We start from the raw sequence: 23,612 nt of genomic DNA, 5'->3' as shown, positions 1-23,612 counted from the left end.
CGAGCCTCGCCTAAGCGCTGCCGCCCGGCAAAGTCTCGTCCGGGCCTCCGCCTCTTTTCAGAATGCTGATCTCGCCGTCTGCTTCGAGAACCGCAGCGCTGACTTGGCTTACCGATTTGATCCCTTCCGTGCGCATTACGGAGAGCATCTCTTCCTCGGTGACGAGTTCCCGGCGCATGTTTTTCCTGAGGTAACGGCCGTCCTTGATCAGCAGGGTTTGTTCGTGCCGCATCAGGCGCCGCACGAACGGAAAATGAAATTCGAGCAGGTCGAGCATATAGCCCCAGGCCAGCACCATCACCGTCATCAATAGCAGGTCGCCCACCGACTCCGAGCCGCCCGTGATGGCATCGGCGCCCATTGTGCCGACGATGATAAGGATCAACATGTCGTTCGGGGAGATTCTTCCCGTGTTGCGCTTGGGGACGATGCGGATGAGCGCCACAAGGAGCAGAAAGGCAACTGTGCTGCGAATGGCCGTATCCAGCACTGGCCGCGTCAAGGCGAGCATTTCCGTGATCTGCTGCAAGGGGCTGATTCTCCGCTAGGCTTTTACGAAACAGCGCAGCCTCAAGCCGAGGCGCTCCCTCACCTAGAACTGCCTTGCCCCATTAAGGTTCGAAAACCTGGCCATTTGCCCATGATCATCATGGCACCGGCAGGGAATTGAGCAGCCGTTGCAGCAGGGCCGGATTGTTCCACAAGACCCAGGCGCCGAAGGCGAGAGCCGCGAGAAACAACAATCCCAGGATCTTCTTGAAGACGGAAAAGACAAGCCAGACAATGAGGATGGCCCCCACGCCCAATCCCATCAATGTGTAGGTTTCGTTTGAAATCGGCTTCTCCCTTGGCAGCAACTTTCCGCCTGCGCTCCAGCTTGAGCATTGGTTTGGCGATAAAGTGTTCAAGCACCCTCAAACGGCCGGAACGCGCAATCGTTCGCGTCGTTAGGTCTATGGATCCAGACCAAGCCCCGGAGAGTGCCATGCCCCGCCACACCCATATCGCGCCCTATAGTGGTCCGGCTGGCGGGTGGGGCTCGGCCAAGTCCGTTACCAAATACATGGCGGAGCAGGGCGTCATGGGTCGGGGCGGACCCATCCTTGCCAAGCAGAACAAGCCCGATGGCTTTGCCTGCGTCAGCTGCGCCTGGGCCAAGCCCGTGCCACCCCATACCGCCGAGTTCTGCGAAAACGGCGCCAAGGCGACTTTTTGGGAGCTCACCAACAAGCGGACTACGCCCGCTTTTTTCGCCGAGCACACAATCACCGAACTACAATCCTGGTCGGACCATGATCTGGAAGATGCCGGCCGCCTGACAACGCCGATGCGCTACAATCCCGCGACCGACAAATACGAGGCGGTGGGCTGGGAAACGGCATTTGCAACCATCGGCCGGGAACTCGCCGAAATTCGCGAGCAGGATCCCAGGCGCGTGGTGTTTTACACATCCGGCCGCGCCTCGCTTGAAACGGCCTATATGTTCCAGCTTCTGGCCCGGCTCTACGGCAACAACAATCTGCCCGACAGCTCCAACATGTGCCACGAATCCACTTCGGTAGGGCTTAAGGAAAGCATCGGCGTACCCGTCGGCACGGTCACCCTGGAAGATTTCGACCACGCCGACGCCTTGTTCTTCTTTGGGCAGAACGTGGGCTCCAACTCGCCCCGCATGCTGCATCAATTGCAGGAAGCCAGCGATCGTGGCGCCACCATTGTCAGCTTCAATCCCCTGTGCGAGCGCGGGCTTGAGCGGTTCATCAATCCGCAAAACCCGGTTCAGATGCTGACCGGCAGCGAAACAACGATCAGCCGGGAATACCATCAGGTTCGGCCTGGCGGCGATATTGCCGTTGTGATCGGCATGTGCCGCTATCTATTCGAGGAAGATAGGAGGAGCGGGGGCGTTCTCGACCACGCCTTCCTTGCCGAGCATACACAGGGAATGGACGCGTTCCGCGACTTTGTTATGGCACAAAGCTGGGTGGATCTCGAACGCGAGTCCGGCCTTAGCCGGGCGTCCATTGAGGGCGCGGCCAAGATCTATGCATCTGCCAAGGCCGCCATGGTGGTCTATGGCATGGGCATTACCCAGCACAAGCTGGGCGTCCAGGCGGTCCAGATGCTTGTGAACTTGCTGCTGTTGCGCGGCAATATAGGCCGCTTGGGTGCTGGCATTTGCCCCGTGCGGGGACACTCCAATGTTCAGGGTCAACGTACTGTGGGCATTGCAGAAAAACCCGAACTCGTGCCGCTCGACAAGCTCGAGGAACTCTACCAATTCACGGCGCCGCGCGAGAAGGGAACAAGCACCGTGGAAGCCTGCGAAGGGATAATCGACGGCAGCATCGATGCATTTGTCGGTCTTGGCGGCAATTTCCTGCGAGCCGTGCCTGATCATTCCCGCATGGAAAAGGCCTGGCCCAATATGCGGCTCACCGTCCAGATCGCGACCAAGCTCAACCGCAATCACCTTTTCAATGGCAAGACGGCGTTTCTCCTGCCGTGTCTGGGGCGCATCGAAAAGGATCGGCAGGCAAGTGGCGAGCAGACCGTCACCATCGAGGACAGCACGGCCGTTATCCGCAAGTCCAAGGCCATGGCCGAACCCGCCTCGCCCGATCTGCGTTCCGAGCCCTGCATCGTGGCCGGCATCGCCAAGGCGACCCTGCCGCCCAATCCCAATGTGCCATGGGACGCATGGGTCGGAGATTATGGGCTGGTGCGCGACGCGATCGCCAAGACGTGGCCCGACACATTTGCCGATTTTAATCGCCGGATGCACGAGCCGCATGGTTTCCGCCGGCCAATCGCCGCCAGCTCGCGCAAATGGGCAACGCCTTCGGGCAAAGCGCTGTTCAAACTGCCCAAATCGCTCAACGCCAGCTTCGATGATGGCACCGACCCCAATGTGCTGCGGCTCATCACATTGCGCAGCAATGACCAGTTCAACACCACCGTCTACGGCTATAGCGATCGCTTCCGCGGCATAGAGGGCACACGCGACGTTTTGCTGATGAACGAAAAGGACATGGCACGCTTCGGCATCGCCGACGGCCAGACCATAGGCCTCTCAACAGCCACGGACGACAATGTCGAGCGCTCCCTGGGCGGGTTGCGGGTAGTGAAGTACAACATTCCGGAAGGCAGCTGCGCCGGCTATTATCCCGAATGCAATGTGCTGATCCCCCTCTGGCAGCACGCCGAGGAAAGCATGGTGCCGGCAGCAAAATCGGTTCCCGTGCGGATCATGCGATGATGCTCTCCCATGAACGGGCGCAGACCTGGCGCTGGCGTGGGACGGGCCAGGAGAGCGAGCGGGATGTGCCCGCCGAAACCGCAATAGCCATAGTCGTTAATGGCGGCACCCATGCCGTGATGATGGCCACCCCAGCCGATCTCGAGGATTTCGCCTTTGGCTTTGCCCTCACCGAAGGGCTGATCGCCAAACGCGATGACATCGAACGCTTCGAGATCGTTGAGCATGACGAAGGAATGGAAGCCCGGCTCTGGCTCACCGAGCCCCTGGCGCGCACTCTGTCCGCCCGGCGCCGTGCCATGGCCGGCCCCACCGGTTGCGGCCTTTGTGGCATAGAAAGCCTTGCCGAGGCGGTGAAGCCCACAAGAGCCGTAACCGCATCGTTACGCATGGCGCAGTCGGAAATTCTTTACGCCATGGCTCAGCTCCATCCGGCCCAAAAGCTCAACGCCGTCACCCACGCCGTTCATGCGGCGGCCCTCTGGAATGCCGATGATGGCCATCTTCTCCTGCGCGAGGACGTGGGCCGCCACAATGCGCTGGACAAGCTGGTTGGCGCAGCCATCGCGGCCCAAGCCAAGCCCCACCGTTCGGCCCTGCTTCTGACCAGCCGGGTTTCCATCGAAATGGTGCAAAAGGCTGCCGTGCTCGGAGCGCCGATTGTCGTCGCAGTCTCGGCGCCCACCAACCTTGCCATACGCGTCGCGCGCGAAGCCGGCATAACCCTCTGCGCCGTGGCGCGGGCGGACGGCTTCGAAGTCTTCACCCACCCCGACCGGATAACAGCCGACATTGCTTGAGCCGTCGCAAATGCGCCTCCCCAGCCGCTTCACGGCCACCTCAACGGTAACAATGCGCTAACCTGATCAGCCGATGTGTGACTGCTTGCGAACGCGAAAACAGGGAGGTTTTCCCGGTTGCGCCCCTCGCAAAGTCGTTCAAGACGCACAGAAAAATACCTCCGCGCATTTGTCACAAACAGTGTAGATCCGCACTCGGTAAGGCTTTTCGTCCCTTTATGCCCCACACCGCGGCGACGGGTACAATAGGCACATGGCTCGGCTGACGCTGGCCTTACCTTGATTGAAAGGAGGCTGCGGCCCCAATCTCGAAATCATCGCTTTCGCCAGGCACAAGCTCCAGCGGCCATATTCGGCGAACAAGGCCTTGTGGATAAATGTCCGCATATGCAGGCATGGACGCCAGCAAGGACTCGCCCAGAGCGATCCCAAGATCGCGCAGCGACATGCGAAAGCAGGTGAGTGTGGGCGACAAAAAGCGCGACTGGGGCGATTCACGGAAGCCCACCACGGCAATATCGCGCCCGGGCCTCAGACCAGCTTCATTGAGGCGCCGGTAAAGCCCGATCGCCATGAGCTCATAGATCAGCACCACGGCTGTTGGCCGCTCAGGCAGGGCCAGCAGTTCATGGGCAATTTGATAGCCGCCGCGGTCGGTGGATTTGGCGCGGATCACCAGGGATGGATCAAAGGGAATGCCGTGCCGCTGAAGCGCTGCCTTGTAGCCATCAAGAAACACAAATCCCAGATTAATGTCGTTGCTGGGCAGGCCAACACCGATGCGCCGATGACCCTTGCTGACAAGGCGATCCACGGCCCGGTTCGCCACCCCTTCGAAATCAAGGTCGATCCATGGATGATTGCCCGGCGTGGCGGAGCGGCCCAGGGCAATAAAGGGCAGGCGCGCCGCGCTCAACAATTCGATCCGTTCGTCCCGCCTATGCGTGGCCGAAATGATCAGCGCATCGATCATGCCGCGCGCCACCATGCGCTGCAGATATTGCGTCGGATCTTCCTCGGTAGAGCAGGGCAGCACCACCAGATCGAGGTGGTGGCGGCTGAACACCGCCTGCACACCGTCGAACACGCCCAAGAAAAAATTATCGCCATTCCCGGCAGCGTCGGCACCCGACTCCATCATGAAGCCGATGGCCTTGGTGCTGCCCTGGCGCAGGCTGCGGCCGGCCTGGTTCGGCATATATCCCATTGCTGCCGCCGCCTCGAGCACGCGCTGGCGCGTTTGTTCGTTGACATCCGGCTTGCCATTCAGCGCCCGCGACACAGTGCCAATCGAGATATCCAGCTCCTGCGCCAGCCGCCTTATGCCTTTCATGATACCTCCAAACCCCGCCTCGACCTATGTCATGGACGAGGGGGAGGGCGCTTGGCAAGCGCAGCTATCCACAGCCCGAACTTGGCTTCCAGAAACGTTTACGAACTCGCTTGACAATCATGGCCGCACCCCTATTCTCGTAAACGTTTTCGGGATACGCGCAGACGATCTCCCACACAGATGGGCGCTGCGAACTCCCAGGGAGGATCCACTTTGGTGTTCACGGCCGTTCTCGCGGGTTGCGGAGGCATGTCCAAGGGCTGGTTGTCGGCACTGACCGAACACCCCTTGCTGAAGGGCAGGGTGCGCATAATCGGCCTCGTGGATCTCCACCTGCCCACAGCGCAGGCTCGCGCCGGTGAATTTGGCCTTTCTGACATCACCGTCGGCACGGACCTCGACGACGTGCTGGCCCAAACCAGGCCGGACCTGCTTTTCGATGTCGTTATTCCCTCCGCCCGCGAAGGCGTGGTGGAAACGGGCCTGCGCCACAAATGCCATGTGCTCAGCGAAAAGCCGATGGCCACGAGTCTCGCCGCTGCCCGCACCCTCATCGATCAGGCCGCTGCCGCCGGACGGGTTCATGCCGTCGTGCAGAACCGCCGCTTCGTTTCCGGCGTGCGCCGCATCCGCCAATTGCTCCAAAGCGGCGCGCTGGGCGAGCTCACGGCCCTTCATTGCGACTTCTTCGTGGGCGCCCATTTCGGCGGCTTCCGCGAAGAAATGCAAAATGTCCTCCTGCTCGACATGGCCATTCACACGCTTGACGCCGCCCGCTTCATGGCCGCCAAAGCGCCTCGTGCGGTCTATTGCCTGGAAACCAATCCCCGCGGCTCCTGGTACAGCCACGGCGCGGCTGCCAATGCCATCTTCGAGTTCGAGGATGATGTGGTCTTCAACTACCGCGGCAGCTGGTCAGCCGAAGGGGCCAACACCTCCTGGGAAAGCGCCTGGCGCATCATCGGCACCAAAGGCACGCTCCTCTGGGACGGCGCCGACCAGTTCGATACCAATGTCGTTGTTGGCGTCACGGGCTTCTTCCGCGACTTGGCGCCCCTGGAAGTCCCCGAGTCCGCCGACACCGACCAGACTCACGGCCACGCTAGCGTTATCGCGGAATTCCTAGAGGCCATCGAAACTGGCCGCCAGCCGGAAACGGCTGGCAGCGACAACATCAAAAGCCTCGCCATGGTCTTTGCCGCCATTGAAAGCGCCGAGACCCGCCAGCGCGTCACCATTGCAGTTTAAGGAAAATCGCTCGTGACCAACCCCGCCAAGGCCATCCGCATCGGCACCATGATCCAGGCGACCGCCGGCAAGGCGCCGGAGAACATCGCAGCCATTGCCGATCTGGGCTTTGAAAGCTTCGAGCCCTTCTTCTGGCAGACCACAAACGGGCAGGACATCGCCGAACTGGGCAAGCGCTCGCTCGACGCCATTGGCGACCGCGACATCACCATTTCCACGATCGGCATGTTCGGCAATCCGCTAGAAGACGGCGAGATGGACCGCCAGACCCTGCAGGGCTGGAAGGACTGCATCGACAACGCCCATCATTTCGGCGCCACCTGTGTTGCCGGCTTCACCGGCCGCATCCGCAACCAGAAGCTGATCGATTCCCTGCCGCGCTACCGCGAAGTCTGGTCTGCGTTGGCCAAGCGCGCTGCGGACAAGGGCGTCAAGATTGCATTCGAAAACTGCGCCATGGACGGCAATTGGGCAACGGGCGACTGGAACATCGCGCATAATCCCGACGCCTGGGAGCTGATGTTCAACGAAACGCCGGACGACAATATCGGGCTCGAATGGGAGCCCTGCCACCAGATGGTCTACCTCATCGATCCGCTGCCGCAGATCCGCAAATGGGCGCACAAATTCTTCCACGTGCATGGCAAGGACGCCACCATACGCTGGGAAGTCATCCGTGAGCACGGCATCCTCGGCAAGGAGCCGTTCGTCTGGATGCGCACGCCCGGCTTTGGCGACAGCAACTGGACCGACATCATCTCCGAACTGCGCCTCGCCGGTTACAGCGGCTCCATCGACATCGAAGGCTGGCATGACCCGGTCTACCGCGGCGACCTCGAAATGACCGGCCAGGTCCGCGCCCTCAACTATCTCAAGGATTGCCGGGGAGGCGACTTCATCTCTGGCTAGATGCGGATGCAGGGCCGGGGAGGGTTCTGCACCATTTTCAACGGCAGCCAAGCGCTGCAAAAGGGAGGAACGACAATGAAGCTGAGAACTCTTGGTCTGATGGCCGGCATCGCGCTGAGCGCAATGGGCATGGCCGTGCCCACCATGGCGCAGACAGTGATCAAGGTCTGGTCGATCGACGGCGCGAATTCACCCGGCATTGGCGATACGCTGAGCGCGGAGTTCAACGAGCAGAACACCGATATTCAGATCGAATACCGCATCCTGCCGTTCGATGACATCGTCAACGAAGCCCTGCGCGCCTTCGCGACCGGCAACGCCCCCGATATCGTCTCGCTCGACAATCCTGATTTCGCGCTCTTCTCGTCCCGCGGAGCGTTCCTCGACATCACCGATCGCGTTGCAGCTTCGGAAATCATCAAAACCGAGAACTATTTTGAAGGCCCGCTCAATTCAGTGATGTGGGACGGCAAGCTCTATGGCGTGCCAAAATATACCGACACCATCGGGCTGTTCTACAACAAGGACCTGTTCGAGAAAGCCGGCATTGCTGAGCCACCCAAGACCTGGGCGGAACTGGTCGACACAGCCGCCAAGCTCACCGATCCCTCAACCAACACCTACGGCATTACCTTCTCGGCGCGCGCTGGCGAGGAGGGCACGTTTCAGTTCCTGCCCTGGATCCAGATGGCCGGCGGCAGCTATGAGAACGTCAATGTTCCCGGCGCTGTTGAAGCCCTGGAGTATTGGAAGGCCATGGTCGACAGCAAATCGGCAAGCCAGGATGTGCTGAGCCTTGGCCAGTGGGATTCCACCGGCACATTCAACTCGGGCAACGCCGCCATGGCCGTTTCTGGGCCCTGGGAACTTGATCGCATGTCCGAAGACGCCAAGTTCGATTGGGGCGTAGCGCTGCTGCCGACCCAAACCGAAGGCGGTCCGCGCTCCTCGGCCCTTGGCGGTTTCAACTATGGCATCTTCGCCAACAGCAAGAACCCCGATGACGCCTTCAAGGTCCTGGAATTCTTCATCAGCCAAGATGAACGCCTGTTCCCCGATTTCTCGAGCCTTCCCGCGCGCAACGATATCGCGCTGCCTGAAACCGGCGTTGCTCTGAAGGACGCCGCCCTCAAGGTGTTCCAGGAACAGCTGCAATACGCCCAGCCTCGTGGCCCGCACCCGGAATGGCAGAAAATCTCGAAAGCCATCTACGATGCCATGCAGGCAACCTTGACCGGCCAGATGTCGGCCAAGGACGCACTCGACCAGGCCCAGGCAACCATCCAGGGAATCGTCGGCTAATCAGTCCTCCCAGACTGGACCGGCGGGATTAATCCGGCCGGTCATCTTGATCAGCAAGGCGGCGGTGCGATGTCTCGAATTTTCAACAGCATGCGCGACGGCAAGGGGTTCGACCTGATCCTTGTCGGCGCAGCCATGGTTTTTCTTCTGGCGCTAGCGGGCTTGCCGCTAGTCTACAATGTGGTGATGAGCTTTCAGCAGGTGGATATGTTCACCCTAGGCTCGCTGGTGCGCCCCTTTGCTGGCTTTGCCAACTATGTCGCCGTGGTGCAGCAGCCAGAATTCTGGCTGGTGACCAAGAACACGCTGATCTTTGTCTTTGCCTCCATGGCCGGCCAGTTCATCATCGGCTTTGCACTGGCGCTGTTTTTCGCACAGAACTTTCCCGGCGCCTCCACCATTCGCGGCCTGTTCCTCGTCAGCTGGGTCATGCCAGGCCTTGTCGTCGGCGGCATCTGGAGCTTTATCCTGGCAGGGGACTATGGCGTGCTCAACGCCATCCTCAAGGGGCTGGGTCTCACACAGGCCACCATCTTTTGGAAATCGGACCCAAATTTCTCCCTTTGGGCCGTGGTGATCGCCAATATTTGGCTGGGCCTAGCCTTCAACATGCTGCTGCTGTCCGTCGGCCTCGCCGCCATTCCACGCGACCTCTACGAAGCGGCCGAGTTGGACGGCGCCAACGCCTTCCAGCGCTTCTGGACCATCACACTGCCCATGATGCGCTCCACCATCGGTGCTGTGCTGTCGCTAGGCCTCATTGGCACCCTGCAACAGTTTGATCTTTTTCCCGCACTAACCGAAGGCGGCCCGGCTAACACATCGAACGTGGCGGGCTATTGGGCCTGGCAGATGAGCTTCCAACTCTATGATTTTGCCAAGGGGGCGACCATTTCGGTGATGATGTTCGTCCTCGTGCTGTTTGCCTCGGTCGTCTATGTGCGCTCCACCCGCCACGAGGTGCGCGGATGACCCGTTCCTATGTGCCCTGGCTGCTGCTGCTTCTCGCTCTGGTGCTCGCTGCAATCTACCTCTTTCCGCTCTACTGGATGTATGTGACCAGCCTCAAGACGGGCTCGGAGATCTTCGCCAACCCGCCAAGCTTCTGGCCGGCTGAGCCCAATCTGGAGATTTATCCAAGCACTTGGGCCCGCCGCACCATGGGGACATTCCTGTGGAACTCGGTGGTTATTGCCTCCGGCGTCACCGCGTTCACGGTGATCCTGGGCACGGGCTGCGCCTATGTGCTCGCCCGTTACCGCAGCGTCTGGATCGACATTGGCCTTTTCGCCATCCTGATGCTGCAGGTGTTGCCCGCATCGGTGATGATTACTCCGCTGTTTGTCGGGTTCAACCAGGTCGGCCTCCTGAACTCGCCACGCTTTGCCGTGGTGCTGGCGGCGGCCGCCAAGTCCATGCCCTTCTTCGTGGTGCTGGTGCGCGCCACCTTCATGAGCGTGCCGCGCGAACTGGAGGAAGCGGCCCTCGTCGATGGCAATTCGCGCGTCGGCGCCTTCTTCTCCATCGTCCTGCCGCTGGCGCGCAACGGCATTCTCGTCTGCGCCATCCTCACCTTCATGTCCTCGTTTGGCGAGTACATCTATTCCAAGTCGATCATCCAGGACACGGCGCTCCAGCCAGCCAGTGTCGGCCTTTCCGGGTTCCTTGGGCCCAACTCAACCGACTGGAATTCCATCATGGCCTATTCGGCCATCTATGTAACGCCGATCCTGGCCGTCTTCGTCCTCCTCCAACGCCGCATCGTCTCCGGCCTCACCTCGAGAGCTCTCAAATGACCACGCAAATCGAGCTGAGCCATATCGACAAGCACTATGGCGTTTTCCACGCGCTCAAGGACGTAAGCTTGAGCATCGAAAAAGGCAGCTTTGTTGCCCTGGTGGGGCCGTCCGGTTGCGGCAAGTCCACCCTGCTGCGCTCCATAGCGGGGCTTGAGACAATCACCTCCGGCACGCTCAAGATCGCAGGGGAAACCATGACAGGGGTGCCGCCGCGCAAGCGCGACGTTGCCATGGTATTCCAGAGCTACGCGCTCTATCCGCACATGACGGTGGAAGAAAACCTCACCTATTCCCTGCGCCTTCACGGCGTGAACAAAGCCGAAGCTCGGCAAAAGGCAGCCGAAGTCGCCGCCACTACCGGTTTGTCCGCCCTGCTCAAGCGCTATCCCCGTGAACTCTCCGGCGGCCAGCGCCAACGAGTTGCGATGGGCCGCGCCATTATCCGCAACCCCAAGGCGTTCCTGTTCGACGAACCCTTATCCAATCTCGACGCGGCCCTCCGCGTCCACATGCGCAAGGAAATCCGAACACTTCACGACCGCCTGGGCGCTACTTCGGTCTATGTGACGCACGACCAGATCGAAGCCATGACCATGGCCGATCATGTGGTTGTCATGCGGGACGGCGTCATCGAGCAACAGGGCTCTCCGCTTGAACTCTATGATCACCCGATCAGCAAGTTTGTCGCCGGGTTCATCGGCTCACCTGCGATGAACTTCGTGCCTGGCACGATTGGTGCCGACAGCCGGAGTGTGAATCTCGAAATCAACGGGAGCCTGTCACTACCGCTGAACCGCACACTTGACACCGGCCGCAAGGTTATTGTCGGGCTGCGCCCCGAACACCTCGTGGTCGCCGATCCGGGTATGGCAACGCTACGCTTGCCCGTAGCCGTGGTCGAATCCACCGGCTCCATGACCTACGTCACGACCAACACCACACCCGAACTCACCGTCGTCGAGACGCGTCGCATGAACATTCGGGCAGGGGACAGCGTTGACCTAACCATTGCACCCGAGCATGTGCACTTGTTTGACCCGACTACTGAACAGGCAATCTGAAGGTGGCAAAGCTTTGGGGCTACTCTTCTAGAGCCCAAAGCCCTAAGCTTCGAACCGCCCAGAAGCCCTGCCTTCCGGAGCCTCACGGTGAGCCTGTCAAATCATGAGGACGGGCATCCCAGTCGTGCCATGAACTCGTCCTTCAACAAGGGCAGGATGAGGTAACCCTGAACGTAATATTACCCTGGGCCTCTCGCGGGAGAGGGTGAGATCGGCGGAATGCCTTTGGGCGAAAGGCCCAGGGTAGCTTGAATCGGCCCGGAGGCCGAGAACTCAGATGGCGAGGTATTCGTGGCGCAGTTCGGCATTGTCGAGCACTTCCTGCGCCGTACCGGAGAAGGCAACTTCGCCCGTGTCGAGGATCACAGCCCGATCGGCGAGCTTGAGTGCGGCCACGGCGTTCTGCTCGACGATGATGGTGGTGATGCCCAACGGCTTGATGGAATGAAGGATACGCTCAATTTCGTGCACGATAACGGGTGCAAGGCCCTCATAAGGTTCGTCCAACAACAGCAGCTTCAGATCGCGCGCTAGTGCACGGGCAATGGCCAGCATCTGCTGCTCGCCGCCAGAAAGGGTAACGCCTTCCTGTTTGCGGCGCTCCGCCAGACGGGGAAAGCTCTGGTAGATTTGATCGAGGCTCCAGCCATTGCCGGGGGCAACCTTGGCGAGGGCGATGTTCTCTTCCACCGTCAGCCCCGAGATGATGCGACGGTCTTCGGGCACCAGCTGGATGCCGGCGCGCGCCGCTTCAAAGCTCTTCATCTTGTGGATGGGCTGGTCGTCGAGCCAGATTTCGCCTTGCCGCATCTGCGGATCATTCGTGCGCGCGATGGAGCGCAGCGTCGAGGACTTGCCGGCGCCGTTACGGCCCAATAGCGCCAGAATTTCACCCTTGCGCACATCAAGCGACACGCCCTGCACGATATAGCTTTCGCCGTAATAGCTGTGCACGTCACGTACCGAAAAGAACGGGCGGGTTGTTTCCATGCTCGCAGCCTGGCTATTGCCGATAATCTGGGTTTCCATTGCGATCGCGCTCATCAGTGCGCCCCTCCCAAATAGGCTTCCTGCACCTTTGGATTGCCGCGCACCTGGTCCGGCGTGCCATCTGCGATGATGCGGCCTTGCGCCAGAACCGATATCTTGTCCGCAAGCGAGAACACTACATGCATGTCGTGCTCGATGATGACCTTGGTCATGCCGCGGCTCTTGATCTTCTTGAGGAGCTCTATCGTGGTGTTAGTGTCGTGGCGCGACATGCCGGCGGTGGGCTCGTCAAGGAGCAGCAGGCGCGGGTGCTGGATCAGGCACATGGCCAGCTCCATCCGGCGTTTGTCACCGCGGCTAAGACTGCCGGCGGCCATCTCGCGGCGGCCCAGCATGCCGACATCTTCAAGCATGTGTTCGGCTTCCTCGCGAATGCCGGTTTCGCTGTCGAGCGAACGGAACATGTTGAGCTTGAACGCTCCGTCGCGCTTGGCGAGAGCCGGGATCATCACGTTGTGGAGCACGCTGAGATCGCCGAAAATTTCCGGCGTCTGGAACACGCGGGCTATGCCCAGCTGGTTGATCTGATAAGGCTTGCGCCCGGTCAGCACGGTGCCGTCGAACACGACCTGGCCGCTTGATGGCGGCAGCTTGCCGATGATGACGTTGAGCAGAGTCGACTTGCCTGCCCCATTGGGGCCGATAATGGCATGGGTCTGACCTTCTTCCACCTGCAAATCAATATCGGCGAGGGCATGAAGGCCCCCGAAGCGCTTGTGGACGTCGGCAACATGCAGGACGACATTGGGTTGAGACATGGGTTTCGTCCTATTCGGCAGGTTGCGGCTGCGGATTGGCTTTGCCGGGCGCCTTGGGCGCGCGGTTGAAGAGGTGCGCTATGCGCCGCACCCCTTCCATGATGCCGCCTGGCAGGAAGATCACGATGATTACGAACACCAGGCCCAGGGTAAGGAACCAGCCTTCACCCACGAATTTGCTGGCGACGGTAACCATCGCGCTATCGACACCATCGGGCAGGAAGTCGAAGAAGCGGCGCAGGATACCATCGTTGATCGCTGAGAAGATGTTCTCGAAATATTTGATCAGCCAGGCACCGATAACGGGGCCTACCAGCGTGCCGGCACCGCCCAAAATGGTCATCAGCACCACTTCGCCAGAGGCGGTCCACTGCATGCGCTCGGCGCCGGCCAGCGGGTCGGTGACGGCAAGGAGAGCGCCGGCAAGGCCCGCATACATGCCCGAGATCACAAAGGCGGCGAGCGTGTAGGGCTTAGTATTGAAGCCCGTGTAGTGCATGCGCGTCTGGTTGGTCTTGATGCCCTTGAGCATCATGCCGAACGGCGAGCCGGTTATGCGCTGGGCAAGGAAGAAAGCGATGATCAGGAAGCCGGCGCAGAAATAAAAGCCTGAAAAGCCCCCGAGCGACTGACCCAGAAGGGTCGGGATCGGCTGACCCACTACTGTGGCCGCAAGTGCGCTGTCGAGGTGACGCGGATCGCTTTGCGTCAGCTGCAGCCCAGTTTCGCCATTGGTGATGGGCGTCAGCACGGAATAAGCCATGTTGTAGCTCATCTGCGCGAAGGCGAGCGTCAGGATGGAGAAATAGATGCCCGACCGGCGCAGGCTGATATAGCCGATTACTAAGGCGAACAGGCCCGACACAATTATCGCGAAGATCATGGCCGGAATAACGTCCAGGCTAAGCAGCTTGAACGACCAGACAGCGGCATAGGAGCCGACGCCAAAGAAGGCCGCGTGACCGAAGCTGAGATAGCCGGTGAGGCCGAAGAGAATATTGAAGCCCACGGCGAAGATGCCGAAGATCATGAAGCGCTGCAGCAAATCGGGATAGGCGGCGCCAAAAGGCGCCAGCCAGATTGGCATGGTGAGAACCGCGAGGGTAAAGCCGGCGAATAGCAGCAGATCATTGCGAGGCATGGCAGCCATATCAGGCCTCCATCACACCGCGCCGGCCGAATAGGCCACGCGGACGAACCAGAAGAATAACCACGGCAACAAGGTAGATAATGATCTGGTCGATGCCGGGAACGAGCGCCTTGACCTGGGTCATGGAGGCGAAGGACTGAAGGATGCCGAGGAGGAACCCCGCGGCAACGGCGCCGGGGAGCGAACCCATGCCGCCCACCACAACCACCACGAAGCTGAGCACCAGGAAGTCCATGCCGATGTGGTAGTTGGGGGGTAGAATGGGCGTGTACATGACGCCGGCCATGCCCGCGACCACGGCGGCCAGGCCAAACATGATGGTGAAGCGGCGATCGATATTGATGCCAAGCAGCCCCACGGTTTCGCGGTCGGCCATGCCGGCGCGCACCACCATGCCGAAAGTGGTGAACTGCAGGAACGCGAACACGGCGCCAATCACCACGGCGGCAAACAGGAAATACACCAGGCGCCAGATTGGGTAGGTGATGACCCCCGCCTGCATGCCGAGCCACGCTCCGATATCAGCCGTACCACGCAGATCGGTAGGCATGGGCTGGGGAATGGAATTCGGTCCGAAGATGGACTTGATGATCTCTTGCGCCACAATGGCTAGGCCAAAGGTCACCAGGATTTGTTCAGCGTGGGGGCGGCGGTAGAAATGCTTGATGATCCCACGCTCGAGCGCGATGCCCACGACCAGCATGACAGGAATGGTCAGGAGAATGGAGAAGGGGACGGAATAATTGACCAGCACCGCGCCAAAATCGCCCAGCCATGCCTGGACCAAGGGCGTGCGGACCTCGAGCGGCGTGCCCCAAGGTGAAAGCTGGTTGGGGTCGACGGTGATTGTTTCCATGGTGAGAACTTTGCGCACCACCACGGCGCAGAACGCACCCAACATGAACAAGGCGCCATGCGCGAAATTGACGACGCCAAGCGTTCCGAACACCAGCGTTAGCCCCAGCGCGATCAGCGCATAGGCTGCGCCCTTGTCGAGTCCATTGAGAAATTGAAGAAAGATGACGTCAAACATTGAGTACTCCCAAGCGGGATGGTCGAGCAGGCCACTCGATCCTCCACTGCCGTAACCACCGGGCTTGTCCCGGTGGTCCATCGCATGTTGCGGCAGGGGCTGGATTGCCCGGACGAGCCGGGCAATGACGGTGGAGCTGGAACATCAGCCTGGCTCCACTCGTCCCTAGGCACAAATCGGTGCTGGCTCTGCCGGACCGAGATCGCCGCCAAAGATTGCGGGATCATAGGCAACGGCTTCGCGCGGAGTTTCCTGCACGATGTTGAGCACGTCGAACTCGCTTGTGGGGGACTCATTGCCCCGCACGACCAGCACGTTCTTGATGCACTGGTGGTCTTCTGCGCGATACAGCGTTGGGCCATTGCCCATGCCGTCGAACTCGAAGCCTTCCAGAGCCTTGATGACCTCAGGCGGATAGAAGGTGCCAGCGCGTTCCACGGCGTCCGCATAAAGCAGAGCTTGGACGTAGGCGGTGTGGGCAGCCTGCGACGGCGGGGAGCCATAGGCAGCGCCGAACGACTTGGTGAAGGCGATGGTGCCCGGATCCTGCAGATTCCAATGCCAGTTCGACGTGCCGAACACGCCCTTGACCGCTTCGCCGGCACCCTTAGCCATGAGCTCGGAGATCAGCGGCGTTACCACCTGGAAGTCCTTGCCGTTGGCCTGGCGATCGCGGAGCCCGAACTGCACGGCCTGCGGCAGTGAGTTGACCATGTCGAGGCCGTAGTGATTGAGGATCAACACGTCGGCGCCTGAATTGAGGATCGGCGTGAGGTATTGCGAATAGTCCGTGGTGCCGAGCGGGGTGCGGACGGTCTGAACGGTTTCCCAGCCCAAGGCTTCGGTGGCGTTCTTGATGGATTCTTCCTGCGTCCAGCCCCAAGTGTAGTCGGCGGTGAGGTGGTAAGCGCGTCGGTCAGTGCCGTATTCCTGGCCCAGCAAGGGGGCAAGGCCCACGCCCGACTGATAAGCGTTAAAGAAGTGGCGGAAACCGTAGCGGCGCTTGTCCTTGCCGGTCGTATCGTTGGAATGGGTGAGGCCTGCCATGAAGATGACACCCATTTCCTGGCACAAGCCCTGCACTGCAATGGCTTCTGCGGACGACGAGCCGCCGGTGACCATGATGGCGCCGTCGCGCTCGATCATGCGGGTAGCGCCAGCACGTGCCACATCGGCTTTGGTCTGGGAGTCCGAGGTCACAAAGGCGACCTTCTTGCCCAATATACCATTGCCCTTGAGGGCCGACGGCTGCAGCAGGGTCAGAAGGCCACCATCGCCTTCGCCATTAAGGTGCTGAACGGCCAGTTCATAGGCCTTCTGCTCGTCCGCGCCTTCTTCGGCATAAGCGCCGGTCAGCGGCAAGTTAAGGCCGAAGGTTACCGTGTCGCCGGTCGGGTTGTTGCAGAACTCCTGTGCCCACGCACCGCGGGAAAAGATCATCGGCGTGATGCCGGTGGCGAGAATGCCGGCCATGCCTGTCTGCAACACCCGGCGGCGGCTAAAGCCGCGCTTCAAAATGGTCATTGATTTCCTCCTTTTGGCGCGGGGCTGCTGGTACATAGCCAGCCACTCACCGCATGTGCCGATAATCACCAGCCCAGCAAACGAGGGCAATAGCGCATTGTTTCTCCAGCTCAATTCTGTAAATACTTGTTCTTATCTGCTGCTAGAAAAGTCAAAACATTGACAGAAGCGGTAAGGAAGGGGAGTGGAGCATGCGGGCACCAATCGGTTTTCGCATCAGCAACAGGCGGAAATCGCTTAAGATTTCTCAGGCCGCATTGGCGCGTCTTGTCGGTATTTCGCCCAGCTATTTGAACCTTATCGAAAACAACAAACGGGACATCGGCGGCGCGCTGCTGAACCGGGTGGCGAGTTGCCTTGCGATCGATATTGACGAGCTTGCCGGCCGTACCGAGGAGAAGCTGCTGCAGGATCTTGAAGAGGCCTTTGCCGATCCGATGGCCGAGTCGCTGCCCTTTCGCCCCGATGAGCGGCGCGAGCTGGTGGCGCAATATCCAGCTAGCGCGATGGCCCTGGCGCGCATGCACCGGGCTTATGTCACGGCACTTGCTAACGCCGATGCCTATGCCGATCGCCTACGGTCCGATCCACTCCTGGGGCAATTGCTGCATCAAATCCTGTCAGGCGTTACAGCTATTCGCTCCAGCGCCGAAATTCTTGAGGATGTTCCTGACCTCGATGAAGCTGAGCGCCGGCAGTTCCTCCGCACCATTAGCCGGGAAACGCGTGCTCTCACCGATGTGGCACGCAATCTGATCGGCCAATTCGAAACCGCGCGGGAAAGCCAAAGAAGTGTTTCCCCGGCACGCGAGATCGATGATCTGCTGATCGAGAACCGGAACTATTTCCCACAGCTTGAGGAGGCATCGCAGTCCCTTCGCACAGAACTCGATGCACATGGTCGGTTTGGTCTGACGACTCTAATGGACGTGCTCGCCCTGCGGTTCAACGTCCAAGTTGTGGTTGGCGGTTCACCGGGGCTGCCGGACTTCCCCGGGCAATACCGTTTTGATGCCGACCAGCGCATTATGTGGTTCCACGGTGCGAGTACCCTCGCCACAAGGCAGTTCCAGCTCGCGCGCCTCTTTGGTGAACTCGCGGCAGGCGACGTGATCGCCGACACGTTGGCCGGTGCCGCACTCACCACGCCCACGGCGCGCCGGCTCGCTGCCCGCGCTGTTGGCTCCTATCTGGCCGGCGCGATCGTGTTTCCCTATGAAAGCCTCCTCAACGATGCCGAGGCCTGCGCCTACGACATCGATCATATCCGGCAGAACTACCACGCCAGCTTCGAGCAGGTTGCTCACCGCCTCGTCTCGCTCCGTCGACCCGGCGCTGAGGGTGTTCCCTTCGGTTTTCTGCGCTCTGACCCTGCTGGCCGGCTGACCAAGCATTTTCCGTTGCCGGGCCTCCTGCTGCCCAATAGCGGCCATGCCTGTCCGCTCTGGGCGATCTATGGCGCTTTCCGCACTCCGGAAGCTCTCATGCGGCAAGTGGTGCGCTTTTCCGATGGCTCGCGCTATCTGTTTCTCGCGCGCACGGTGCACCGCCGGCTTGCGTCGTTTGGCGAGCAGCCCACCATGTCCTCGGTCATGCTAGCCTGTGATGTGCTTCATGCCGACCGCACTGTTTACGGCCGTGGTCTCGATCTGTCAGACGCCACAGCCGATGCGCCTGTCGGCCCATCATGTCGTCTATGCACCCGCCGTGATTGCGCGAGCCGCCAGGAGGAAGCCCTTTCCCCAGGCGGACCACGCTCGGTCACGCGCACGCCTTTGGTTAACAATGGATTAGAGCTTGGCGAGATCAAGTGATTGCGCTTAACTATTGCTGCCGGCAGAGGAGGAACTGCTGGCTTATGGAAGATGTCCGTGAGACCTCATGGTGAGCTTGTCGAACCATGGGGCTTGCAAGTGGAGGATTGGATGCCACGACCTCGTCCTTCGACAGGCTCAGGATGAGGCCTACTGAGGCGGCTGGCAGGTGAGGTCTACCTAGGTCTGAGGGGCGTTTCGATTTAACCAACCGGACACGCAAGAATGTCCGGTGGTTCAAAGGGGGGATATTTGGCAACCGACATTGTTATTGCCGAGGATGAGCCGAGCATTCTGGAGTCGCTCGAATTCATTCTGCGGCGCGCCGGCTGGTCTATCCATTGCGTTACCGATGGCGATGCAGCGCTCGAGGCCGTGCGCCGGCTCCGTCCGCGCATCCTGGTGCTCGACGTCATGCTGCCAAGGCGCAGCGGGTTCGATGTCCTCAAGCACATTCGCGCTGACACCGACATGCGACCTACGCCCGTGCTGATCCTGACCGCCAAGGGGCAGCAGCAGGACCGGCGCATTGCGGAGGAACTGGGCGCGGACGCCTTTGTAACCAAGCCCTATGCCAATGCCGAGGTTGTTGGCGCGGTTAGGCAGTTGCTGGGGGAAGGCAGTGGATCGGCGTAAGCTGCAGAGCGCAATGCTGGTGCTGACACTTCTTGGTGCCCTCCTTATGCTGCCGCCGCTCGTATTGGTGTTCAACCAACCCCTCAGGCATTGGGGCTTGCCTCAAACGGTGCTTTATCTTTTCGCCCTTTGGCTGGTTTTGATCGCTGGCACGGCACTGCTCAACCGCTTCCTGCCGCCCGAGCCGGCGGGTTCCGACAGCGAGGCAGATTGATGCTGTCGGCGGATTTCGTCATCGCGACCGCTGTTGCCTATGTCGGCCTGCTGTTCGTACTGGCCTATTTTGGAGACAGGCGCGCCCGGTCCAACCAGCGTTCCTGGCTTCATTCGCCATGGGTCTACACGCTGTCCATTTCGGTTTACTGCACCAGCTGGACCTTCTATGGCGCTGTCGGCAATGCCGCGCGCTCAGGCCTTGAATTCTTGACCATCTATCTCGGGCCGACGCTGGTTTTTGTCGGCTGGTGGTTTCTCCTGCGGCGCCTGGTCCGCATCAGTCACCAACAACGCATCACCTCGCTTGCGGACCTCCTGTCCTCGCGCTTTGGCAAGTCCAACCGCCTTGCCGTCCTTGTCACCATTATCGCGGTGATCGGGATTGCGCCCTATATCGCGCTTCAGCTCAAGGCTGTGACCTCCTCGATCCAGGCGGTGGCCGGCGCTTCTGAATTCGGTCGGGGGAGCCTCACCGGCATTGATGACGTGGGGCTCGCGCTGGGCGTTGCGGCCGCCATGGCGCTGTTCACCATTCTCTTCGGCACCCGTCACGTCGATGCCAAGGAGCAGCACCATGGCGTCGTTGCGGCCATAGCCTTTGAGGCCGTGGTCAAGCTCGCGGCTCTGTTAGCAGTAGGCATGTTCGTCGTGTTCATCGGCGGCGGCTTTGAGCAGATTTTCAGTGACGCTGCAGCAGCGGGAGTTCGGGTCGACGCAGAAAACACCTTTGACGTCCGCTGGCTGACCACGCTGACCCTGTCCATGGCCGCTATCGTCTGTCTGCCGCGCCAATTCCAGGTGACGGTGGTCGAGAATTCCGATGAGAACCATTTGCGCACGGCCTCCTGGGCCTTTCCCGCCTACATGCTGCTGATGAGCCTTTTCATCCTACCGATCGCCGTCTTCGGCCTCGCCAAGATGCCAGCGGGCTCCAACCCTGACATGTTCGCCCTCACCATTCCCTTGGCGTTTGGGCAGGAAACATTGGCGCTCCTCGCCTTCATTGGGGGCTTTTCCTCCGCCACCTCCATGATCATCCTGGAGTCGATCGCGCTTTCGATCATGGTGTCCAACCACATCATCATGCCGCTGATCCTTCGGTTTGGCTCAGCGAGCCGCAATGGCGGCGGCGTGACCGGCCTGCTGCTCTTTGCCCGCCGCTTGTCGATCGTGCTGATCCTGTCCCTGGGGTTCTTCTACTTCTTCTTCACACGCGACTCCAACGCATTGGCGCCGATCGGGCTCATCTCGTTCAACGGCATTGCCCAATTCTTTCCGGCAGTGATCGCCGCCTTGTTTTGGCGCGATGCAACGCGCAGGGCAGCCACGGCTGCAATCGCCACAGGCTTTGTGTTCTGGTTCTGGTGCAGCTTCCTGCCGTCCTTTGCTTCGGTTTCCCCGCAAGTTGTGCTTCTGCTGGAACAGGGGCCGTGGGGGATCGCCTGGCTCCGTCCAGAAGCCATGTTTGGCCTCGAAGGCCTCGACCCGCTGGCGCACGCAGCCTTCTGGAGCCTCTCGGCCAACGTCCTGACCCTGGTCATAGGCTCGCTGCTCACCAGCCAATCGGCACTGGAGCGGCTGCAGGCGAGCGTCTTCCTGGACGTGTTCAGGACCAACCAAGCCTCCGGCGGCAATTTCGTGCTGGGCTCGGCCACGGCAAACGATCTCTTCTTTGTGGTCGAGCGGGTGTTGGGCGACACCCGCGCCGCCGCCCTGTTCGAGGCCGAAGCGCGCGATGCGGGTGTTGATCCAGACCTGCTGGAGCCGTCGCCCGAGTTCATCGGCCGCCTGGAGCGTGAACTCGCAGGCTCCATAGGCGCTGCATCGGCTCACGTCATGCTCTCAAAGGTCGTTTCGGGCAGCGATGTGTCGCTCGAGGAAATGATGCAGATGGCCGACGAAACCCAGCAGGCCATCGAATATTCCCAGCAGTTGGAAAAAACCTCGGCCGAGCTGCGCTCCACCGCGCAAAAGCTCGAAGAAGCCAATACGCAGCTGCGCGAGCTCGACTTGCAAAAGGACGAGTTCCTGAGCCAGGTGAGCCACGAAGTGCGCACCCCCATGACCTCGATCCGCTCCTTCTCGGAAATCCTGCTTCATGCCGACGATATCGACCAGCAGCAGCGTCGCAAGTTCGTGTCGACCATCCATCAGGAATCGCTGCGCCTGACCAAGCTGCTCGACGAGATCCTGGACCTCTCCGCTCTTGAGCGCGGCGAGCGCACCTGGCGCAATGCCCCGATTGATCCCGAGCGTGCGCTGGACCGGGCGCTCGATGTTTGCGAAGCGCTGCTGCGCCAGCGCAATGTTTCAGTGGAATGGGGCAGGCGTTCGGGCGCGGCGCTGGTGGAGGGCGATCCCGACCGGCTCTGCCAGGTTTTCATCAACCTGATCAGCAATGCCGTCAAATACAACGACACTGCCAATCCGGTGATCAGTGTTTCGACGCGCCTACGCGCTGGCCACCATCTGGTCGATATCGCGGACAATGGCCCCGGCATTGCCACAGGCGAGCGCAAGTTGATTTTCGAGAAGTTTTCGCGCGGGGCACAGGCGGCCGCCGACCAGGGCGGGGCAGGGCTGGGCCTTGCTATTTCGCGCCAGATCGTGAAACGCATGCATGGCTCGCTCGATCTGGTGCAAAGCCCCTTGCCTGGCGCGTGCTTCCGCGTCCGCCTGCCGGTGCTAGTAGTCTGAACTTGGTGAAACGGGCAGATCGGCTGGACATTCCTGGCCCAGAATTGCATCGTTGCAGAAGGCCGTCCTGGCACCGCGAATTCAAACAAATCCGGAGATACGGATGAACTACGAAACAGTCCTTGCGGACATGGTTGCTGTTGCACGCGAGGCGGGTGCCTTGACGCTCGGCTATTTCAAGCGTTTTCGTGAGCTCGAGATCGGGATCAAGGGACCGGCCGACTTCGTCTCCGAGGCGGACAAGGAAAGCGAGCTGCTGATCCGCAAATTCCTGTTCGAGCGCTACCCCGACTGGAGCTTCACCGGCGAGGAATTTGACCCCGTCAACCAGGACAATGAACATCGCTGGCTGGTCGATCCCATCGATGGGACGACCAATTTCATTAATGGCATGCACTACACCATCTCCATTGCCCTGAGGCGCGGGAACGAAACGGTGTGCGGGGCGCTCTACAACCCTGTCGCCGACGAGATGTTCACGGCCGTCAAGGGGCAGGGTGCCTTCATGAATGGCGAAAGGCTCACCGTATCGCCGCAAACCGAAACGGGCCTGCTGAACGTTGGTACGGGTCTCGCCACGCCCGGGCTCTTCACCTATCCCGGCTTCTACCAGCGCCTGGACGCCATCCGCGCCCCGATCAGCTCCGTTCGTATCGTCGGTAGCTCGGCTAATTCCTGCGCCTATGTCGCCTTGGGTCGGCTCACCGGGTATTTCGAGGAATCTGGGTTGGTAGACTGGGCCGTGGGCGTCCTGCTGGTCGAGGAGGCAGGCGGCGTGGTAACGGACTGGTGGGGACGCGGTCCCGAGTTTTATGAAAAAACGGGATGCGTGATCGTCGCTAACAAGGCCACTCATGCCTATTTGCTGGACAAGCTCAAAGACGCGCCGAGAAAAGAACCAAAAGACGGTTCACACTAAGGCTGCGCTGATAGTCACCCTCGGGCGAAGACCTAAGGGTGTTGTATTTGGCTGGTTGTTCCTCAGGTGCAGTGCCCTCGGGCCAAACGCGAGGGTGACAATCG

General features: G+C 60.5%; 21 protein-coding genes. 13 read left to right on the top strand and 8 right to left on the bottom strand.

Annotated elements, in window-relative coordinates; genetic code table 11:
• Window positions 1-10: 10 nt before the first annotated feature.
• Window positions 11-529 (bottom strand): DUF421 domain-containing protein, encoded by a 519-nt coding sequence (locus DDE77_RS12010; protein WP_210204383.1) that lies wholly within the window; start codon window positions 527-529, stop codon window positions 11-13.
• 118 nt (window positions 530-647) lie between these two features.
• Window positions 648-800 carry a hypothetical protein gene (locus tag DDE77_RS19485; protein WP_157959803.1) on the bottom strand — a complete coding sequence of 51 codons (153 nt, stop codon included), beginning with the start codon at window positions 798-800 and terminating at the stop codon, window positions 648-650.
• A gap of 185 nt (window positions 801-985) precedes the next feature.
• Here DDE77_RS19485 and DDE77_RS12005 point away from each other — a divergent pair, with 185 nt between their 5' ends.
• Window positions 986-3,259 (top strand): FdhF/YdeP family oxidoreductase, encoded by a 2,274-nt coding sequence (locus tag DDE77_RS12005; protein ID WP_108397835.1) that lies wholly within the window; start codon window positions 986-988, stop codon window positions 3,257-3,259.
• On the top strand, window positions 3,256-4,059 hold the full coding sequence (gene fdhD, locus DDE77_RS12000; protein WP_425430748.1) for a formate dehydrogenase accessory sulfurtransferase FdhD: 804 nt from the start codon (window positions 3,256-3,258) through the stop codon (window positions 4,057-4,059). The genes DDE77_RS12005 and fdhD overlap by 4 nt, the downstream gene beginning before the upstream one ends.
• A gap of 274 nt (window positions 4,060-4,333) precedes the next feature.
• On the opposite strand, the gene DDE77_RS11995 is transcribed toward fdhD, so the two are convergent.
• A complete protein-coding gene (locus DDE77_RS11995; protein ID WP_108397700.1) occupies window positions 4,334-5,392 on the bottom strand; it encodes a substrate-binding domain-containing protein in 1,059 nt (352 codons plus the stop codon).
• A 213-nt stretch (window positions 5,393-5,605) separates the two neighbouring features.
• On the opposite strand from DDE77_RS11995, the gene DDE77_RS11990 reads away from it, so the two are divergent.
• From DDE77_RS11990 to DDE77_RS11965, 6 genes are all read left to right on the top strand, one after another.
• The gene (locus tag DDE77_RS11990; protein ID WP_281261303.1) at window positions 5,606-6,640 is read left to right on the top strand and encodes a Gfo/Idh/MocA family protein; all 1,035 of its coding nucleotides are present in this window, start codon (window positions 5,606-5,608) and stop codon (window positions 6,638-6,640) included.
• Between the two features lie 12 nt (window positions 6,641-6,652).
• A complete protein-coding gene (locus DDE77_RS11985; protein ID WP_108397698.1) occupies window positions 6,653-7,549 on the top strand; it encodes a sugar phosphate isomerase/epimerase family protein in 897 nt (298 codons plus the stop codon).
• A gap of 75 nt (window positions 7,550-7,624) precedes the next feature.
• Entirely contained in the window at window positions 7,625-8,851 is a 1,227-nt protein-coding gene (locus DDE77_RS11980) for an ABC transporter substrate-binding protein (RefSeq protein WP_108397833.1), read from the top strand.
• A gap of 69 nt (window positions 8,852-8,920) precedes the next feature.
• The gene (locus tag DDE77_RS11975) at window positions 8,921-9,823 is read left to right on the top strand and encodes a carbohydrate ABC transporter permease (protein ID WP_108397697.1); all 903 of its coding nucleotides are present in this window, start codon (window positions 8,921-8,923) and stop codon (window positions 9,821-9,823) included.
• Window positions 9,820-10,647, top strand: coding sequence for a carbohydrate ABC transporter permease (locus DDE77_RS11970; protein WP_108397696.1), 828 nt, complete (start codon window positions 9,820-9,822; stop codon window positions 10,645-10,647). Before DDE77_RS11975 ends, DDE77_RS11970 begins: the two co-directional genes overlap by 4 nt.
• Window positions 10,644-11,711 carry an ABC transporter ATP-binding protein gene (locus DDE77_RS11965; RefSeq protein WP_108397695.1) on the top strand — a complete coding sequence of 356 codons (1,068 nt, stop codon included), beginning with the start codon at window positions 10,644-10,646 and terminating at the stop codon, window positions 11,709-11,711. Before DDE77_RS11970 ends, DDE77_RS11965 begins: the two co-directional genes overlap by 4 nt.
• 273 nt (window positions 11,712-11,984) lie before the next feature.
• Here DDE77_RS11965 and DDE77_RS11960 read toward each other — a convergent pair whose 3' ends face one another.
• The 5 genes from DDE77_RS11960 to DDE77_RS11940 all read right to left on the bottom strand — a co-directional run bounded on the left by DDE77_RS11960 (window position 11,985) and on the right by DDE77_RS11940 (window position 17,226).
• A complete protein-coding gene (locus tag DDE77_RS11960) occupies window positions 11,985-12,740 on the bottom strand; it encodes an ABC transporter ATP-binding protein (protein ID WP_425430752.1) in 756 nt (251 codons plus the stop codon).
• A gap of 14 nt (window positions 12,741-12,754) precedes the next feature.
• The gene (locus DDE77_RS11955; RefSeq protein ID WP_108397693.1) at window positions 12,755-13,519 is read right to left on the bottom strand and encodes an ABC transporter ATP-binding protein; all 765 of its coding nucleotides are present in this window, start codon (window positions 13,517-13,519) and stop codon (window positions 12,755-12,757) included.
• A 10-nt stretch (window positions 13,520-13,529) separates the two neighbouring features.
• Window positions 13,530-14,669, bottom strand: a complete 1,140-nt coding sequence (locus DDE77_RS11950) for an ABC transporter permease subunit (protein ID WP_108397692.1) — start codon at window positions 14,667-14,669, stop codon at window positions 13,530-13,532.
• Window position 14,670: 1 nt separating this feature from the next.
• The gene (locus tag DDE77_RS11945) at window positions 14,671-15,702 is read right to left on the bottom strand and encodes a branched-chain amino acid ABC transporter permease (RefSeq protein ID WP_108397691.1); all 1,032 of its coding nucleotides are present in this window, start codon (window positions 15,700-15,702) and stop codon (window positions 14,671-14,673) included.
• Between the two features lie 165 nt (window positions 15,703-15,867).
• The gene (locus DDE77_RS11940; protein ID WP_108397690.1) at window positions 15,868-17,226 is read right to left on the bottom strand and encodes a substrate-binding protein; all 1,359 of its coding nucleotides are present in this window, start codon (window positions 17,224-17,226) and stop codon (window positions 15,868-15,870) included.
• A 191-nt stretch (window positions 17,227-17,417) separates the two neighbouring features.
• Between DDE77_RS11940 and DDE77_RS11935 the strand changes: the two genes are divergently transcribed.
• The 5 genes from DDE77_RS11935 (at window position 17,418) to DDE77_RS11915 (ending at window position 23,508) form a co-directional block, all read left to right on the top strand.
• Window positions 17,418-19,040, top strand: a complete 1,623-nt coding sequence (locus DDE77_RS11935) for a helix-turn-helix domain-containing protein (RefSeq protein WP_108397689.1) — start codon at window positions 17,418-17,420, stop codon at window positions 19,038-19,040.
• A 225-nt stretch (window positions 19,041-19,265) separates the two neighbouring features.
• Window positions 19,266-19,676: a response regulator transcription factor gene (locus DDE77_RS11930; protein WP_245895209.1), complete on the top strand. Its 411-nt coding sequence runs from the start codon at window positions 19,266-19,268 to the stop codon at window positions 19,674-19,676.
• A complete protein-coding gene (locus tag DDE77_RS11925; protein ID WP_108397688.1) occupies window positions 19,663-19,890 on the top strand; it encodes a hypothetical protein in 228 nt (75 codons plus the stop codon). The genes DDE77_RS11930 and DDE77_RS11925 overlap by 14 nt, the downstream gene beginning before the upstream one ends.
• Window positions 19,890-22,589 (top strand): sensor histidine kinase, encoded by a 2,700-nt coding sequence (locus DDE77_RS11920; RefSeq protein WP_108397687.1) that lies wholly within the window; start codon window positions 19,890-19,892, stop codon window positions 22,587-22,589. The genes DDE77_RS11925 and DDE77_RS11920 overlap by 1 nt, the downstream gene beginning before the upstream one ends.
• Before the next feature lie 103 nt (window positions 22,590-22,692).
• On the top strand, window positions 22,693-23,508 hold the full coding sequence (locus DDE77_RS11915; RefSeq protein ID WP_245895207.1) for an inositol monophosphatase family protein: 816 nt from the start codon (window positions 22,693-22,695) through the stop codon (window positions 23,506-23,508).
• Window positions 23,509-23,612: the final 104 nt, after the last annotated feature.

The organism is Devosia submarina (genome assembly GCF_003056345.1).
GTDB classification, from domain to species: domain Bacteria; phylum Pseudomonadota; class Alphaproteobacteria; order Rhizobiales; family Devosiaceae; genus Devosia; species Devosia submarina.
This window is presented reverse-complemented; position numbering and strand designations above follow the sequence as displayed.

Coding starts and splice junctions, on each gene's coding strand:
- DDE77_RS12005 (WP_108397835.1), top strand. CDS start 986: ATGCCCCGCCACACCCATATCGCGCCCTATAGTGGTCCGGCTGGCGGG.
- fdhD (WP_425430748.1), top strand. CDS start 3,256: ATGATGCTCTCCCATGAACGGGCGCAGACCTGGCGCTGGCGTGGGACG.
- DDE77_RS11995 (WP_108397700.1), bottom strand. CDS start 5,392: ATGAAAGGCATAAGGCGGCTGGCGCAGGAGCTGGATATCTCGATTGGC.
- DDE77_RS11980 (WP_108397833.1), top strand. CDS start 7,625: ATGAAGCTGAGAACTCTTGGTCTGATGGCCGGCATCGCGCTGAGCGCA.
- DDE77_RS11975 (WP_108397697.1), top strand. CDS start 8,921: ATGTCTCGAATTTTCAACAGCATGCGCGACGGCAAGGGGTTCGACCTG.
- DDE77_RS11970 (WP_108397696.1), top strand. CDS start 9,820: ATGACCCGTTCCTATGTGCCCTGGCTGCTGCTGCTTCTCGCTCTGGTG.
- DDE77_RS11965 (WP_108397695.1), top strand. CDS start 10,644: ATGACCACGCAAATCGAGCTGAGCCATATCGACAAGCACTATGGCGTT.
- DDE77_RS11960 (WP_425430752.1), bottom strand. CDS start 12,740: ATGGAAACCCAGATTATCGGCAATAGCCAGGCTGCGAGCATGGAAACA.
- DDE77_RS11955 (WP_108397693.1), bottom strand. CDS start 13,519: ATGTCTCAACCCAATGTCGTCCTGCATGTTGCCGACGTCCACAAGCGC.
- DDE77_RS11950 (WP_108397692.1), bottom strand. CDS start 14,669: ATGGCTGCCATGCCTCGCAATGATCTGCTGCTATTCGCCGGCTTTACC.
- DDE77_RS11945 (WP_108397691.1), bottom strand. CDS start 15,702: ATGTTTGACGTCATCTTTCTTCAATTTCTCAATGGACTCGACAAGGGC.
- DDE77_RS11940 (WP_108397690.1), bottom strand. CDS start 17,226: ATGACCATTTTGAAGCGCGGCTTTAGCCGCCGCCGGGTGTTGCAGACA.
- DDE77_RS11935 (WP_108397689.1), top strand. CDS start 17,418: ATGCGGGCACCAATCGGTTTTCGCATCAGCAACAGGCGGAAATCGCTT.
- DDE77_RS11930 (WP_245895209.1), top strand. CDS start 19,266: ATGTCCGGTGGTTCAAAGGGGGGATATTTGGCAACCGACATTGTTATT.
- DDE77_RS11920 (WP_108397687.1), top strand. CDS start 19,890: ATGCTGTCGGCGGATTTCGTCATCGCGACCGCTGTTGCCTATGTCGGC.
- DDE77_RS11915 (WP_245895207.1), top strand. CDS start 22,693: ATGAACTACGAAACAGTCCTTGCGGACATGGTTGCTGTTGCACGCGAG.